The 12,872-nt window shown below is 67.6% G+C and carries 11 protein-coding genes; 7 read left to right on the top strand and 4 right to left on the bottom strand.

Annotation, left to right across the window (positions count from 1 at the left end; translation table 11 throughout):
* Positions 1 to 102 precede the first annotated feature (102 nt).
* The 5 genes from ACLIME_RS04565 to ACLIME_RS04545 all read left to right on the top strand — a co-directional run bounded on the left by ACLIME_RS04565 (position 103) and on the right by ACLIME_RS04545 (position 5,501).
* Entirely contained in the window at positions 103 to 1,458 is a 1,356-nt protein-coding gene (locus ACLIME_RS04565; protein WP_411558300.1) for an ABC transporter substrate-binding protein, read from the top strand.
* 73 nt (positions 1,459 to 1,531) lie between these two features.
* Complete coding sequence (locus ACLIME_RS04560) at positions 1,532 to 2,446, top strand: carbohydrate ABC transporter permease (RefSeq protein ID WP_411558299.1); 915 nt, start codon at positions 1,532 to 1,534, stop codon at positions 2,444 to 2,446.
* Positions 2,443 to 3,267, top strand: coding sequence for a carbohydrate ABC transporter permease (locus ACLIME_RS04555; RefSeq protein WP_086473379.1), 825 nt, complete (start codon positions 2,443 to 2,445; stop codon positions 3,265 to 3,267). Before ACLIME_RS04560 ends, ACLIME_RS04555 begins: the two co-directional genes overlap by 4 nt.
* A 63-nt stretch (positions 3,268 to 3,330) precedes the next feature.
* Positions 3,331 to 4,323: a glycoside hydrolase family 68 protein gene (locus ACLIME_RS04550; RefSeq protein ID WP_411558298.1), complete on the top strand. Its 993-nt coding sequence runs from the start codon at positions 3,331 to 3,333 to the stop codon at positions 4,321 to 4,323.
* Positions 4,320 to 5,501, top strand: a complete 1,182-nt coding sequence (locus ACLIME_RS04545; RefSeq protein WP_411558297.1) for a serine hydrolase domain-containing protein — start codon at positions 4,320 to 4,322, stop codon at positions 5,499 to 5,501. The genes ACLIME_RS04550 and ACLIME_RS04545 overlap by 4 nt, the downstream gene beginning before the upstream one ends.
* Before the next feature lie 71 nt (positions 5,502 to 5,572).
* Here ACLIME_RS04545 and ACLIME_RS04540 read toward each other — a convergent pair whose 3' ends face one another.
* The 4 genes from ACLIME_RS04540 to ACLIME_RS04525 form a co-directional block, all read right to left on the bottom strand.
* Complete coding sequence (locus tag ACLIME_RS04540; RefSeq protein ID WP_411558296.1) at positions 5,573 to 7,273, bottom strand: glycoside hydrolase family 13 protein; 1,701 nt, start codon at positions 7,271 to 7,273, stop codon at positions 5,573 to 5,575.
* A 67-nt stretch (positions 7,274 to 7,340) separates the two neighbouring features.
* Positions 7,341 to 8,234 carry a carbohydrate ABC transporter permease gene (locus ACLIME_RS04535; protein ID WP_085510777.1) on the bottom strand — a complete coding sequence of 298 codons (894 nt, stop codon included), beginning with the start codon at positions 8,232 to 8,234 and terminating at the stop codon, positions 7,341 to 7,343.
* Entirely contained in the window at positions 8,234 to 9,145 is a 912-nt protein-coding gene (locus ACLIME_RS04530) for a carbohydrate ABC transporter permease (protein ID WP_079002413.1), read from the bottom strand. The genes ACLIME_RS04535 and ACLIME_RS04530 overlap by 1 nt, the downstream gene beginning before the upstream one ends.
* Complete coding sequence (locus ACLIME_RS04525; protein WP_411558295.1) at positions 9,142 to 10,440, bottom strand: ABC transporter substrate-binding protein; 1,299 nt, start codon at positions 10,438 to 10,440, stop codon at positions 9,142 to 9,144. The genes ACLIME_RS04530 and ACLIME_RS04525 overlap by 4 nt, the downstream gene beginning before the upstream one ends.
* Positions 10,441 to 10,665: 225 nt before the next feature.
* On the opposite strand from ACLIME_RS04525, the gene ACLIME_RS04520 reads away from it, so the two are divergent.
* Positions 10,666 to 11,871, top strand: a complete 1,206-nt coding sequence (locus ACLIME_RS04520; RefSeq protein ID WP_124769252.1) for an ROK family protein — start codon at positions 10,666 to 10,668, stop codon at positions 11,869 to 11,871.
* 26 nt (positions 11,872 to 11,897) lie between these two features.
* Positions 11,898 to 12,794 carry an esterase/lipase family protein gene (locus tag ACLIME_RS04515; RefSeq protein WP_411558294.1) on the top strand — a complete coding sequence of 299 codons (897 nt, stop codon included), beginning with the start codon at positions 11,898 to 11,900 and terminating at the stop codon, positions 12,792 to 12,794.
* Positions 12,795 to 12,872: the final 78 nt, after the last annotated feature.

The raw sequence follows: 12,872 nt of genomic DNA, 5'->3' as shown, positions 1-12,872 counted from the left end.
CCGGTCCGGTTGCCCGCTCGTCCCCCTCAGGCGCGCGGCCGGGTCGGGTCGACGCGCTCGGCGCACGTCACAGCACTGCACCTTCGACAAAGGAGTCTCCTCATGTTCACCCGTCCCTCCCGTCGGGGAGTCGTCCGCTCAGCGGTCGCCCTCACCTCGCTCGCCGCGGCCTCCGCGCTCGCCCTCACCGGCTGCGCTCCGGGCGGCTCGGCGCCCGCTGCCTCGTCATCGGTCGACGTCAGCACCACGCTGACCAAGGACAAAGTCGAGCTCACCATCGCCGACGAGACCGGCTTCCCGGTCACCGAGAAGCTGGCCGACGAGTTCACGAAGCAACACCCGAACATCACCTTCAAGATCAACCGCGACACCTTCGCGAACCTCACGGCGAACGCGCCGAAACTCCTCGCGAGCGACACCCCGCCCGACCTCATCAGGCTCCCGACCATCGGCGACACGGTGAAAGACGGCCTGCTCGCCAATCTCGACCCGTACTCCGAGGCCTACGGCTGGGACGCCTGGTCCGAGTCGCAACTCGCGCCGCTGCGGGTCGACGCCGACGGCATCCGCGGCAAGGGATCGCTGTACCAGCTCGGCCTCGGCTACAGCGTGACGGGCATCTACATGAACCTGAAGCTGGCCAAGCAACTCGGAATCGACGCGCCGCCCGCGACGCTCGGCGAACTCGAGGGCGACTTCGCCACCGCGAAGGCGGCCGGGGTCCTGCCGATCATGGCGGGAGACAAGGACGGCGTCGTCAACTTCGTCATCCAGGCGGCCATGAACCAGTACGGCGACAAGGCTGAGATGTCGGACTGGATCTTCAACAAGCCCGGTGCCACGTACGACACGAAGGGCAACGTCCAAGGCGCTGAGCTCATCCGGAGCTGGGCCGACGCGGGATACTTCCCGAGCGACATCAACGCGATCGACTACGCGTCGTTCGTGAGTCGGTTCCAAGGCGGCGAGGGACTCTTCACCTTCAACGGCAACTGGGCCGCAGCGGACACGCAGGCGAAGATGGGTGACGACGTCGACTTCTTCCTCGTCCCGCCGGTGAAGGCGGGCGGCGATCACGTGGCCATGGGTGCCGCCAACTCCTTCTCGGTCGCGGCGAAGTCCAAGCACCTCAACGAGATCGTGTACTTCCTCAACTGGATCCACACGGACGAGTCAGCCCGCCAGATCGTCGTGGACGTCACCGGAGCCGCTCCTGGAGGCGACCCCAGCCAGGCGCTGCCCACCGTGCCGGCCGGTTCCCTCCTCGAGGACGCCCTGAAGATGTCCGCGCAGATCGGCGCCGAGAACGGTCAGGTCGACTTCATGTCGAACGCGACCGCCGGTATCTACGCGGGCGCCATCATCCCCGAGTCCCAGCTGCTCGTCACGAGCAAGATCACCGGCCAGGACTTCGTGGACGCCGTCCAGGACTTCTACACCAAGGAACTGGCCGGCTGACCACCATGACCCGCAATCGACCGATCCTCTGCGTGCGGCTCACGCACGCCGACCTCCGACGTGGGCTGCCGGCATGACCGGCACGATTGCACCCCGTCGGGCCCGCGGACGTACCGCGGCCCGGCGGGCGGTCCTCATCGGGTGGCTCTTCACCATCCCCGCCCTGCTCGCCTACATCGGGTTCGTCGTCTATCCGCTGTTGACGGGCGTGCAGTACTCCTTCTACCGATGGAACGGCGTCGGTCCGTCCGAATGGGTCGGGTTCGCGAACTACCTGCGGGTGTTCACCGACCCCGACCTGCTCGGGTCCATCGGCAACGCGTTCGTCCTCATCGTCTTCTTCACCGCGATCCCGGTGTCCGCTGGGCTCGTTCTCGCCAACCTGATGCGGTCCATGCGTCCCGGCCCGTTCTCCACGGTGTCACAGACGATCCTCTTCCTCCCGCAGATCATCCCGCTCGCGGCAGCCGGTATCGCCTGGTCCTGGATGTACGCGCAGACGGGAGCCGTGAACCAGATCCTCGGCGCCGTCGGACTCGGCGGTCTGGCGCGTCCGTGGCTCGGTGACTTCCAGACGGCGCTGCCCGCGGTCGGACTCATCGGCTCGTGGGTGCTCACGGGCCTCTGCACCGTCCTGTTCCTCACCGGTATCGGCAAGATCGACTCGTCCCTGTACGAGGCGATCCGTTTGGACGGCGCCGGCTGGCTGCGCGAGTTCACCACCATCACCGTGCCGGGACTGCGTCAGGAGATCTCCGTACTCGTGACGATCACGGTCATCGCCGCACTCAGCAGCTTCGACATCATCTACACCACCACCCTCGGGGGCCCCGGCCGTTCGACCCTCGTGCCCGGCATCTCCATCTACCGCATCGGGTTCACCCAGAGCGACGTCGGCCTCGCCTCGGCGTTCGGCATCGTCCTCATGGTGCTCGTCCTCGCCTGCGTCCTCCCCCTGCAGCGTCTGGCGAAAGTGAGCGATCGATGATCACCTCGAAGACCGAAGTCATCCTCGGCCGTGCCATCCTGGTCGTCGTCCTCGTCCTCACCGTCCTGCCCCTCCTCAACATGATCTCGGCGGCCCTGCAGCCTGCAGAGGTGAACCCGACGGGGCTGACCTGGCCCACCGACCCGCAGTGGGGCAACTTCGTCCTCGCGTTCGAGACCGGCCACGTGTGGCAGCTGATGGGCTCCAGCGCACTGATCGTCCTCGGCGTCGTACCGGTGAGTCTGCTGTTCGCGACTCTGGCAGGGTACGCGCTCGGCAACCTGCGGATTCGAGGTGGAGGCTTCGTGTTCGTCTTCCTCATCGTCGGACTCACGATCCCGTTCGAGTCGCTCATCATCCCGCTGTACTACGAGATCCAATCGCTCGGACTGCTGAACACGCAGTGGGCGATCATCCTGCCGCTCATCGGCCTGTTCATGCCGTTCAGCGTGGTCTGGATGCGAGCACACTTCGTGCGGATCCCTTCCGAGCTCTCGGAAGCGGCTCGGGTCGACGGGGCGACGACCTGGCAGGAATTCGTGCGCATTCAACTGCCGCTCGCCCGCCCGGCGCTGTCGGCACTCGCCATCCTCCTGTTCCTGTGGACCTGGAACCAGTTCCTCCTGCCGGTGGTGCTCGTGTCCGACCCGCTCAACCGGACGGTCGCCGGCGCTCTCACGTTCTTCCAGGGGCAGTACAGCAACAGCATCCCGCTGCTGAACGCGGGCGCGCTACTCATCGTCGTCCCGACGATCCTCGTGTTCGTCGTCTTCCAGCGCCAATTCATCACCGCGTTGCTGCAGGGCGCCGTCAAGGGCTGACCCCTTGACGGCTCCGCACCAGCGCCCTGAATCAACCCACTCCTTCCACGATCGGCTCCGTACATGACCTTCGAACTCGACGACCACTGGGTGTGGGACTTCTGGTTCGCCGACGACGGCGACACCTTCCACCTCTTCTACCTGCACGCGCCGAAATCGCTCGGCGACCCCCAGCGACGGCACCGCAACGCCCGGATCGGACACGCGACCTCGGAGGACCTGCGGACGTGGACCGATCTCGGACCGGTCCTGTCGCCGGGCGAGCCGTCCGCCTTCGATGGGACGGCGACCTGGACCGGCAGCGTCGTGCTGGGGCCGAGCGACCGCTGGTACCTCTTCTACACGGGCTCGCGGTTCCTCGACGCGGAGAGCCACGCGAACATCGAGACGGTGGGCGTCGCGACGTCGAGCGACCTGCACACCTGGTCGAAGCAGGACGGCCCCGTCCTGGCTGCCGACGGCCCGTGGTACGAACGACTCGGTGACGGCAGCTGGCCGGAGGAGGCGTGGCGCGACCCGTGGGTGTTCGCCGATCCGGCCGGTGACGGCTGGCACATGCTCGTGACCGCCCGGGCGAATCGCGGTCCGGACTCGGACCGCGGCGTCGTCGGACACGCGGTCTCCCATGACCTCAGCTCGTGGCGTTCCGCTCCCCCGTTGAGTGAGCCCGGTGCCGGGTTCGAGCATCTGGAAGTCCTGCAACCGATCGAGACGGCGGAGGGCTGGTCCGTCCTGTTCTCCTGCGACACGTCGATGCTCGCCGGCTCGCGCAAGGTGTCCGGAGAGACGGGAGGGGTGTGGATCGCTCCCGCGGCGGGCCCTGCGGGACCGTTCTTCCCCGAGGACGCGAGGCTCATCCTCGACGAACGGCTCTACAGCGGGCGCATCATCACGGACCGATCAGGTAGGCAGGTGCTGCTCGCGTTCGTCAACCAGGACGACGACGGTCGGTTCGTCGGGACGATCAGCGACCCGCTGCCGGTCGAGGATCTCCTCCCACCACGACCGGAACCCCCGAAGCCTCGACGTGCGACCATGGACGAGGTGGGCTCATGACGGTCACGGTGCACGGCCTGGTCTCCCCCGGCTTCGAGTCGGTCGCCGCCTCGTTCGAGCGTGCCTTCGACGGCCAGCCGACGATGGGTGCCGCGCTCGCCGTCCGTCACCGTGGCGTGTCCGTCGTCGACCTCTGGGCCGGGACCACCGATGCCGCGGCCTCCATCCCGTGGCGTGATGACACACTGAGCGTGGTCTTCTCCTGTACGAAGGGTCTGATGTCGCTGTTGGCGGCGCGGCTCGTGCAGGAGGGACGGCTCTCCTACGATGCACCGGTTGTCGAGTACTGGCCGGAGTTCGCGGCTGCGGGCAAGTCGGCGGTGCGCGTGCGGGAGCTGCTCGCGCATCGGGCAGGGCTCTCCGCACCACGCATCCCGCTCACCCCCAGCGAGCTGCTCGAATGGGACACGGTCACCGGGCGACTCGCGGCGCAGGCGCCGCTCTGGGAGCCGGGAGCCGGATACGCCTACCACGCGATCACCCACGGTTGGCTGATCGGTGAGGTCGTCCGCCGAGTGACGGGGATGAGCGTCGGAGCGTCGTTCCAGGACCTGGTCGCGCGTCCGCTCGGCGCTGACGCGTGGATCGGTCTGCCCCCCTCCGAACACGGGAGAGTCGCCACCATGCTCGTCGGCGACTCGCTCGCGGAGCTGACGCGGGTCCAGGCGGCGGCCCGGGCACCGGGCGTCGTCGATTGGTCGGAGCAGGCGATGACGCTCGGCGGTGCTCTGCCGCCCGAACTCGTCGGCCCGGAGGCCGGGTTCAACCGACCCGAGGTCCAGGCGGCGGAGATTCCCGGCGCCGGAGGGATCGCCAGCGCCCGGGCCCTGGCCGCAATCTGGTCGGCCTCGTTCCGCGAGACCGACGGCGTCCGGTTGCTCGACGTGCCCACCATCGCCGCGGCCACCACCGTGCAATCGTCCGGTCCGCCCGTCTGGGAGGTTCCCGGGCCGTGGCCGGCCTGGGGTATGGGGTTCCAGCTCGACAGCGAGGCCCGCCACTACCTGTCGTCGAGCAGCTTCGGGCACGACGGTGCCGGCGGACAGGTCGCGTTCGCCGATCCACGCCAGGACATTGGGTTCGCATTCTTGACGAATCAGATGGAGGGCGTCGGCGACGTGCGCGCCACGGCGATCATCGACGCCTTGCACGAGTCCCTCACCGGCACCGTTCGTTGACACGGATCGCTTCGCGACAATGGTCGGCTGATCGGGGCCAGGTCGATTCCGCCCCGATCAGCGCTCGACGATCACTCGAGCAGGCTCGGCGAGGCGATCCACACCGTCGACGCTCCGGCAATCTCCCCGTCCACGAGCGCGCCGAGCACGACCGGTCCGGCCTCCGCGGGGAGTGGGAACGGCGCGGTGCCGAAGTTCGTCACGACCTGCCAACCATTCGGCCGCACGAATCGGACGACGTCGGGCCTCCCCGTTTCGATCCACTCGAGGCGCTCCTCGGTCTGCAGCAGTCGTCGCAGCCGGAGTGCCTCGCGGTAGAGCGAGAGCGTCGAGGTCGGATCCGCTGCCTCCACGTCGACCGCGTACTCGGCGAACCAGGCTGGTTGCGGCAGGTGCGCGACCGCACCTCCGAAGCCGAAGGCCGGTCCGTCCGCCGACCACGGCAACGGCACGCGGCAACCGTCGCGGCCCAGCCCGTCGTACTCGCCGCCGCGGAAGAACGCGGGGTCCTGACGCTGCTCCGCCGTGATCGCGGCGACCTCCTGCAGGCCGAGCTCCTCCCCCTGGTAGAGGTAGGTGCTGCCGGGAAGTCCGAGGAGCAGGAGCGTCGCCGCTCGCGCGCGTCTGAGCCCCTGGTCGCGATCGATGTCGGCCTCAGGTCCACCCGCCGCGACCCACTCGGTGCCCTGCTTCACCGGGCGCCCGGCCAGGGGTGAAAGTCCGTACCGCGTGGCGTGACGGGTCACATCGTGGTTGGACAGCACCCACGTCGTCGACGACCCCGTCTCCGCCGCCTGTGCCAGGTTGTCGGTGATGACCGTGCGGAACTCGGCGGCATCGAAGTCCGCCTCGAGCAGATCGAAGTTGAAGGCCTGGCCGAGTCCCTCGGCCGATGCGTACTTCGCCCGGCGCTCAGGTGAACTCACCCACGCTTCGGCGACCGCGGTGCGCGGCGGGTCGTACTCCTCGAACACCCGCCGCCACTCGGCGTAGACCTCGTGCACGTCGTCGCGGTCGAGCAGCGGGTGGGTGCCGTCCTGCGGCATCCGCTCCAATTCAGCGCGACTCGGCAGCGGTTCGGTGAGGTCCTTCGTGAGCATGTGCGCGACGTCGATCCGGAAGCCGTCCACGCCCCGATCCGACCAGAACCGCAACGTCTTCAGGAAGTCGGCGCGGACCTCGGGGTGGTCCCAGTTGAGGTCCGGCTGTTCGGTGGCGAAGTTGTGGAAGTACCACTGGCCGTCCTCGACCCGCTCCCAGGCGGGGCCACCGAAGACCGACTCCCAATCGGTGGGCGGTTCCTCCCCCGATGCGCCCTTCCCCTCGCGGAAGACGTACCGGTCGCGAGCCGCCGACCCGCGGCCGGCGGCGAGCGCCTCCTGGAACCACTCGTGCAGATCCGAGGTGTGGTTCGGCACGATGTCCACGATGACCCGGATCCCGCGCTCGTGCAGGGCGGCGATCAATTCATCGAAGTCCTCCAACGTGCCGAGCCGCGGGTCGACGTCGCGGTAGTCCGCGACGTCGTACCCGCCGTCTGCCAGCGCCGAGGGGTAGAACGGACTGAGCCAGATCGCGTCGATCCCGAGCTCGGCGAGATAGTCGACCCGGGAGCGGATGCCCGGCAGGTCGCCGAGACCGTCCCCGTCCGCGTCGGCGAAGCTCCGCGGGTAGATCTGGTACACGGCGGCCTGACGCCACCAGCTGGCGGCGGCCGTCTGCTGGGAGTCGGTCGAGTCGGTGTCGGTGTCGACGAGTAGTGCCTCGGTCATGAACGTGTGGTCCTCGAATGCTCAGGTGGTGATGGAGGGGATGGTGTCGGTCGCCCGGCCTGGCCGGTCACCCCTTGACGGCACCCTGGGTGACGCCCGACATCACCCAACGCTGCGCGAAGAGGTAGGCGATGATCGCGGGGGCCATCGCCATCAGGTACGAGGCGAAGGCGACGTTGTAGTTGCTGCTGAACTGGGTCTGGAAGAGGTTCTGCCGCACCGGGAGGGTCTGGAGTCCCGCGTCCGAGATGATCAGCGACGGCATCATGAAGTCGTTCCAGGCGTAGAGGAACGCGAAGATGCCGACCGTGGCGCTCATGGGAGCCAGGAGCGGGAAGATCAGTCTCCAGAACGTCTGCCAGGTGCTCGCACCGTCGATGCGTGCGCTCTCCTCGAGTTCGATCGGGATCGATCGCAGGAACGCCGTGAACAGCAGCACGCTGAAGCTCAGCTGGAACATCGTGGCGAGGATGATCACCCCGAACGGGTTGTCGAGTCCGACACGACCGGTCAGCTGGATCTGCGGCAGGGCGACGACCGGGAACGGGATGAACATCGCGGCGAGCAGGTAGAAGAACGAGAAGCGGAACAGTCGGCGATCCCAGTTGCGCACGATGGCGTACGCAGCGAAGGAGGCGAGGATGATGGTCGCGACCACGGTCCCTGCGGTGACGAGGAGCGACATCGCGAAGCCGACCGGGAACTTCGTGAGCGTCCACGCCTGGACGAAGCCGTCGATGCTGAACGGTGCCGGGAGCGAGAAGGCGTTGCCGTCGACCGACTGGGTGTCGGTCTTGAACGCCATCGAGATCGTCACGTAGAGCGGCAGGAGGACGGTCACGGCGCAGAGCAGCAGGATGATCGTCGTCGACCAGCTCACCCGCTCTCCCCTGGTCCGCTGCTTCGGGGTGGCGTTCGCCGTGGTGATGGACTGGGTGCTGAGCACGGTTGGCGTGGCCATCAGAGTGCGTTCCTTCCGCGCGTCGCCGAGAGTTGCACGAGGGCGATGATGATCGTGATGATGAAGAACAGGGTGGCCGTGGCCATCTGATAGGCGTAGTCACCGGTCTGGAACCCGCGGATGATCGTCATCGAGATGCTCCGCGTGGAGGTTCCCGGGCCACCGTTGGTCAGGCCGACGATGATGTCGTAAGCGTTCAGGTAGTTCTTGAAGCCGAGGATCACGTTGATCACGACGTATCCCATCACCAGCGGCAGGGTGATCCGCAGCAGCTGCTGGCGCTTGTTCGCGCCGTCGAGCGACGCTGCCTCGTAGACGTCGCCGGGGACCGCGAGGAGACCAGCGATGTAGATGAGCAGCGTGCCGGGGATCGACTGCCAGGCCGTCACGATCACGATGCCGAGCCAGGCCAGGTCCGGGTTGGAGAGGATGCTCGTCTCGAGGAACGGGATCCCGAGCGCCGAGCCGGCGGCCGGCACCGAGTTCATGAAGAGGAACTGGAACACGTAGGCGATGATGATGCCCGAGATGACCATCGGGATGACGAAGATCCCGCGGAGCCCCATCTTGAAGCGGATCTTCGCGGTCAGGCCGACCGCGAGCAGGAACGCGATGACGTTCACCGCGATGACCGTCACGAGCGAGAACCCGAAGGTGAAGAGGAAGCTCGTGAGGATGGCCGGGTCGCTGAACGCGGCGATGTAGTTCGTGAAGCCGATGAACTCCCAGTCGCCGATCCCGATGGAGTCGGTGAAGCTGAAGAAGATGCCGACGACGCCGGGGAGCGTGATCGCGAGTGTGAACAGGATGACGGCTGGGAACAGGAAGAAGTAGTAGATCGGTTCGACCCGTTTGGTGCTGCGTCGGACCTTCGGGTTGCCCCCGGTCACGATCGATGTGGTGGCGCTCATTCGGAACCCTCCTTGCTCGTGACGGGCGGCTGTCGGAACGCGAGTCGTGCCCAGTCCGCGTCCATGGTGCGGAGCATCGACGCCGCGTCGGTGCCGAGGACCAGCGACTGCGCGTAGTTCTCGGTCGGGATGGCGCGCGGGTTGAGCACGCCCGGGCCCTGGTAGAACGCGCCGGCGTCGTAGTACGGGATCATGCCCGCGACGCGCGAGTCGTCGGGAGCCTTGCCGTCGTCGGTCGGGACGAACCCGAGCTGCGATTCGTTGTAGGCCTGGATGACCTCCGGCTGGAAGAGGTACTCGAGGAAGTCGCGGGCACCCTCGGGGTTCTTCGCCTCCTCGGGGATGATGGTGACGAGGTCGAGGTTCACCCGGACCTTGAGGTCCTTCGGGTCTTCGGTCATCGGCAGCGGGAACGTCCCGAGGTCGAGATCAGGTGCGGTGAGTGCGATCTGGCTGAACGCCCACGGGCCCTGCAGGTACATGGCGCCCTTGCCCTCGGCGAAGGCGACGTTGCCGGCGTCGTAGGTGCGACTCGGCGCATCGGCCTGCGTGTACTCCTTGGCGAGCAGCTGCATCTTCTCGACGGGCTCCAGGAAGTCCTTCTCGAAGGAGACCGGAGCATCCGGTCCCACCTCGGTGCCTTCCTCCGCGAGCCGGTCGTAGAAGTCCGGGATGTCGACGGCGCCACCGACCGAGTAGTCGAACCAGCCCTGGTTGGCGGTCCAGGCATCGGCGAACGTCGCGTAGAACGGCGCCACGCCGGCCGCCTTCAGCGTGTCGGAGACGGCGATCAGTTCAGTCCACGTCGTCGGCACCTCGAGGCCGTACTCGGCGAAGATCGTCTTGTTGTAGATGACCGAAGCGGCCATCACCGAGTAGGGCAACGCACTCGTGCGTCCCTCGCACACGCCGTACTGGTCGAGCAACGGCTGGAGGTCGTCGCGGATGGACGCCGCCGCTGTCGTGTCGGACAGGTCGGAGAGCGCGCACCGTTCGACGAAACGCGACACCTCGTGGTTGTAGTTCGAGAGCATGAGGTCCGGCGGGTTGCCACGGACGAAGCTCGCCGCGAGCGGATCAGGCCCCGAGGTGTCCATGACGACCTCGTACTGCTGCTGCGAGGCGTTGTAGTCCGCGACGGCCTGGTTCATGAACGTGAACGCCTCGCGCTTGCTGAACGTGAAGTGGATGGTCTCCCGGCCATCACTCGAGCAACCGACGAGGACACTGGCCAGGAGCGCCGCACCCGCCACTCCGGCCGTGGCGCGTATCGCGCGTTTCAGTGGGTTCGACATCATTGTCCTTCCGCGGAACCCTCGGTGGATCCGCTGACTAAATACAGAGAGTAAATCAACTGATGACGGAAACTCTGCCATCCGTTCGACGTCTGGTCAAGCACCGGTTCCATCACGACATCCACGGGTAGGACACCGTGATCGTTCACGGTTCTGCGCACGGTGCAGTGCCTCCGCGGCACGGTGTCCACGCGGGCCCTCGGATCGTGGATATCGTTGTCGGTCATGGAAGCGACGACGACGGAGCGGGCATCGGAGCCGCGCTCCTCCAGCATCACCGCCGTCCTCGATCACGCCTGGGCGACGTCCGCGTTCACCGCGGCCGACGTCATCACCGCCACCGGGTTGTCACGATCGACGGCGATCACGCTCTCCGACGAACTCATCGGACTGGGTTGGCTGACGGAGCTCGATGACGCACGTCAGGCTGGTGCCGCCTATCGGAAAGGTCGCCCCGCCCGACGCTACGAGCTGCGCATCGACGCCGGGATCGTCGTCGGTGTCGACGCCGGAGCCCACTCCATCACCGCCATCGCTGCAGACCTGCGCGGTCGGGAACTCGCGAGGTCGCACCACACCGTCGATCCGGCGGCCACCGCTGAGGCGCGGGTCGACGCCGTCGACGCGGCGATCGACGAGGTCCTGCGACAGTGCGGACCGAAGCCGCCGCTCTGCATCGTGCTCGGCGTCCCGGCCCCCATCGACGCGCTCGGGCGATCACCCGAGGGCAACGTTTTCTGGGATCGGATGAACCCTCGGCTCGGTGAGCGCATCCGCGACCACGGCTGCGCGGTCGTCACCGACAACGACGCGAACCTCGCCGCCGTCGCCGAGGGCGCGATCGGCGCCGGCGTCGGTGTCGACTCCTACATCACGGTGGTCACCGGTGAGCGGCTCGGAGCCGGATACGTCGTCGACGGTCGTCTCGTCCGCGGTCGCGGCCGGGCGGGCGAGCTGCACCTCCTCGACCTCGTCGACGGCGTCGGTTCGTCGCGAGGCATCGCCGCGCTCCTGCGCGACTGGGGTCGCGAGTACCGCGAGAGCGGCGGGCTCCCGGAGAGCAGCCCGCTCAGCCGCATACCGGTCGCGCAGGTGGATGCGCAGTCGGTCCTCGCTGCGGCGGACCAGGGCGACACGGTCGCGCTCGACCTGGTGCGCCGGATGGGTGATCGCATCGCGCGGATGAGCGCCATCCTGGGCGGGTTGCTCGACGTCGAGCGCATCGTGTTCGCCGGCGGGATCGCTCCGTCGATGTCGCAGCTGCTCGAGGTCGCGTCGGAGCGCATCCCCGGCTACATGAGCGCGGAACCTCCCTTGCTCGTCGCGTCGGAACTCGGTGCCGACATGGTGGCGCAGGGCGCGGTCGCGACCGCGATCGACGACGTGCGTCGCAACGCACTGCGGATCGACCTCGCCCGACCAGTACGCTGACGTCGTAGCCAGCCGGAAGGAGCACCATGGCCGATGCGATCGTCCTCGTGTCAGGGGGTGCCGCCGTGACCCCGTTCACGGGTCCGGACCATGCCGCAGGCTCCGGCCTGGCCGCCGGGAACACCCTCACCGCACTGAGAGCGCACCTGCTCGGGCGGGATATCCCGGTCTTCACCGCACCGGCACGCATCGGTGCCGGGGAGGTGCACGAGGACACGGGTTGGCAGGGGTTCGCCGACGTCCCGATCGTGCTGCCCGCCGAGGTGACCGTCAACGCCGTCGGTGGGATCGACGCAGGCGGGACGAGCCTGGCCGCGTTCCTGCGGTGGTTGTCCGACGAACACGGCTTCGCGAGCGTCGACCTCGTCGCACACTCCATGGGCGGTCTCTTCTCTCGTGCCGCGATCCGCGAACTGCGCGGCTCCGGCCCATCGATCGGCCGGCTCGTCACCCTCGGCACCCCATGGGAGGGATCGCTCCTCGGCGACGTGCTCACCGGCGAGATCTCGGTCCACGACGCCCACGGCGACGAGGGGACCGCGACGATCCTCGAGCGGTCGAGCGGCTATGCCGCCGAGAACTCTCAGGGCGCTGCCGACGAGGTCTCACGCCGGTTCCTGCGCGAGTGGAACACGACACAGGCCGGCTTCCTCGATGGCGTCGCCGTCACCGCAGTCGGGGCGGGTCACTTCCACACGGCAGCCGAGCCGCGACAGCTGTGGCCACACGACGGCTTGGTGGCCCTGAGAAGCGCCCGAGCCGATGACGTCCCGGTCGACGTGCTCCCCCGCGTGGTCCGCCACGCCTTCGAGGACGACGTCCACAGCATCTTCTTCGCCGACGCCTTCGACCTCCCGTGGGAGCGCGCGCTCACCTGGGATCCCGAGGTCTTCGCCGTGGTCGACGAGGCGCTCGCGTCCTGAGTCGGCGTCGATGCCCGTGTGAGCCGACCAGCACTCCGGAATATACCCTATAGGGGTATTGTTCGACCTCTTGGACGA

Source organism: Plantibacter sp. MPB07 (genome assembly GCF_046619465.1).
Taxonomy (GTDB): Bacteria; Actinomycetota; Actinomycetes; order Actinomycetales; family Microbacteriaceae; genus Plantibacter; species Plantibacter auratus.
This window is presented reverse-complemented; position numbering and strand designations above follow the sequence as displayed.

Excerpts from the sequence above, each read along its gene's own strand:
- ACLIME_RS04565 (WP_411558300.1), top strand. The coding sequence starts at position 103 with ATGTTCACCCGTCCCTCCCGTCGGGGAGTCGTCCGCTCAGCGGTCGCC.
- ACLIME_RS04560 (WP_411558299.1), top strand. The coding sequence starts at position 1,532 with ATGACCGGCACGATTGCACCCCGTCGGGCCCGCGGACGTACCGCGGCC.
- ACLIME_RS04555 (WP_086473379.1), top strand. The coding sequence starts at position 2,443 with ATGATCACCTCGAAGACCGAAGTCATCCTCGGCCGTGCCATCCTGGTC.
- ACLIME_RS04550 (WP_411558298.1), top strand. The coding sequence starts at position 3,331 with ATGACCTTCGAACTCGACGACCACTGGGTGTGGGACTTCTGGTTCGCC.
- ACLIME_RS04545 (WP_411558297.1), top strand. The coding sequence starts at position 4,320 with ATGACGGTCACGGTGCACGGCCTGGTCTCCCCCGGCTTCGAGTCGGTC.
- ACLIME_RS04540 (WP_411558296.1), bottom strand. The coding sequence starts at position 7,273 with ATGACCGAGGCACTACTCGTCGACACCGACACCGACTCGACCGACTCC.
- ACLIME_RS04535 (WP_085510777.1), bottom strand. The coding sequence starts at position 8,234 with ATGGCCACGCCAACCGTGCTCAGCACCCAGTCCATCACCACGGCGAAC.
- ACLIME_RS04530 (WP_079002413.1), bottom strand. The coding sequence starts at position 9,145 with ATGAGCGCCACCACATCGATCGTGACCGGGGGCAACCCGAAGGTCCGA.
- ACLIME_RS04525 (WP_411558295.1), bottom strand. The coding sequence starts at position 10,440 with ATGTCGAACCCACTGAAACGCGCGATACGCGCCACGGCCGGAGTGGCG.
- ACLIME_RS04520 (WP_124769252.1), top strand. The coding sequence starts at position 10,666 with ATGGAAGCGACGACGACGGAGCGGGCATCGGAGCCGCGCTCCTCCAGC.
- ACLIME_RS04515 (WP_411558294.1), top strand. The coding sequence starts at position 11,898 with ATGGCCGATGCGATCGTCCTCGTGTCAGGGGGTGCCGCCGTGACCCCG.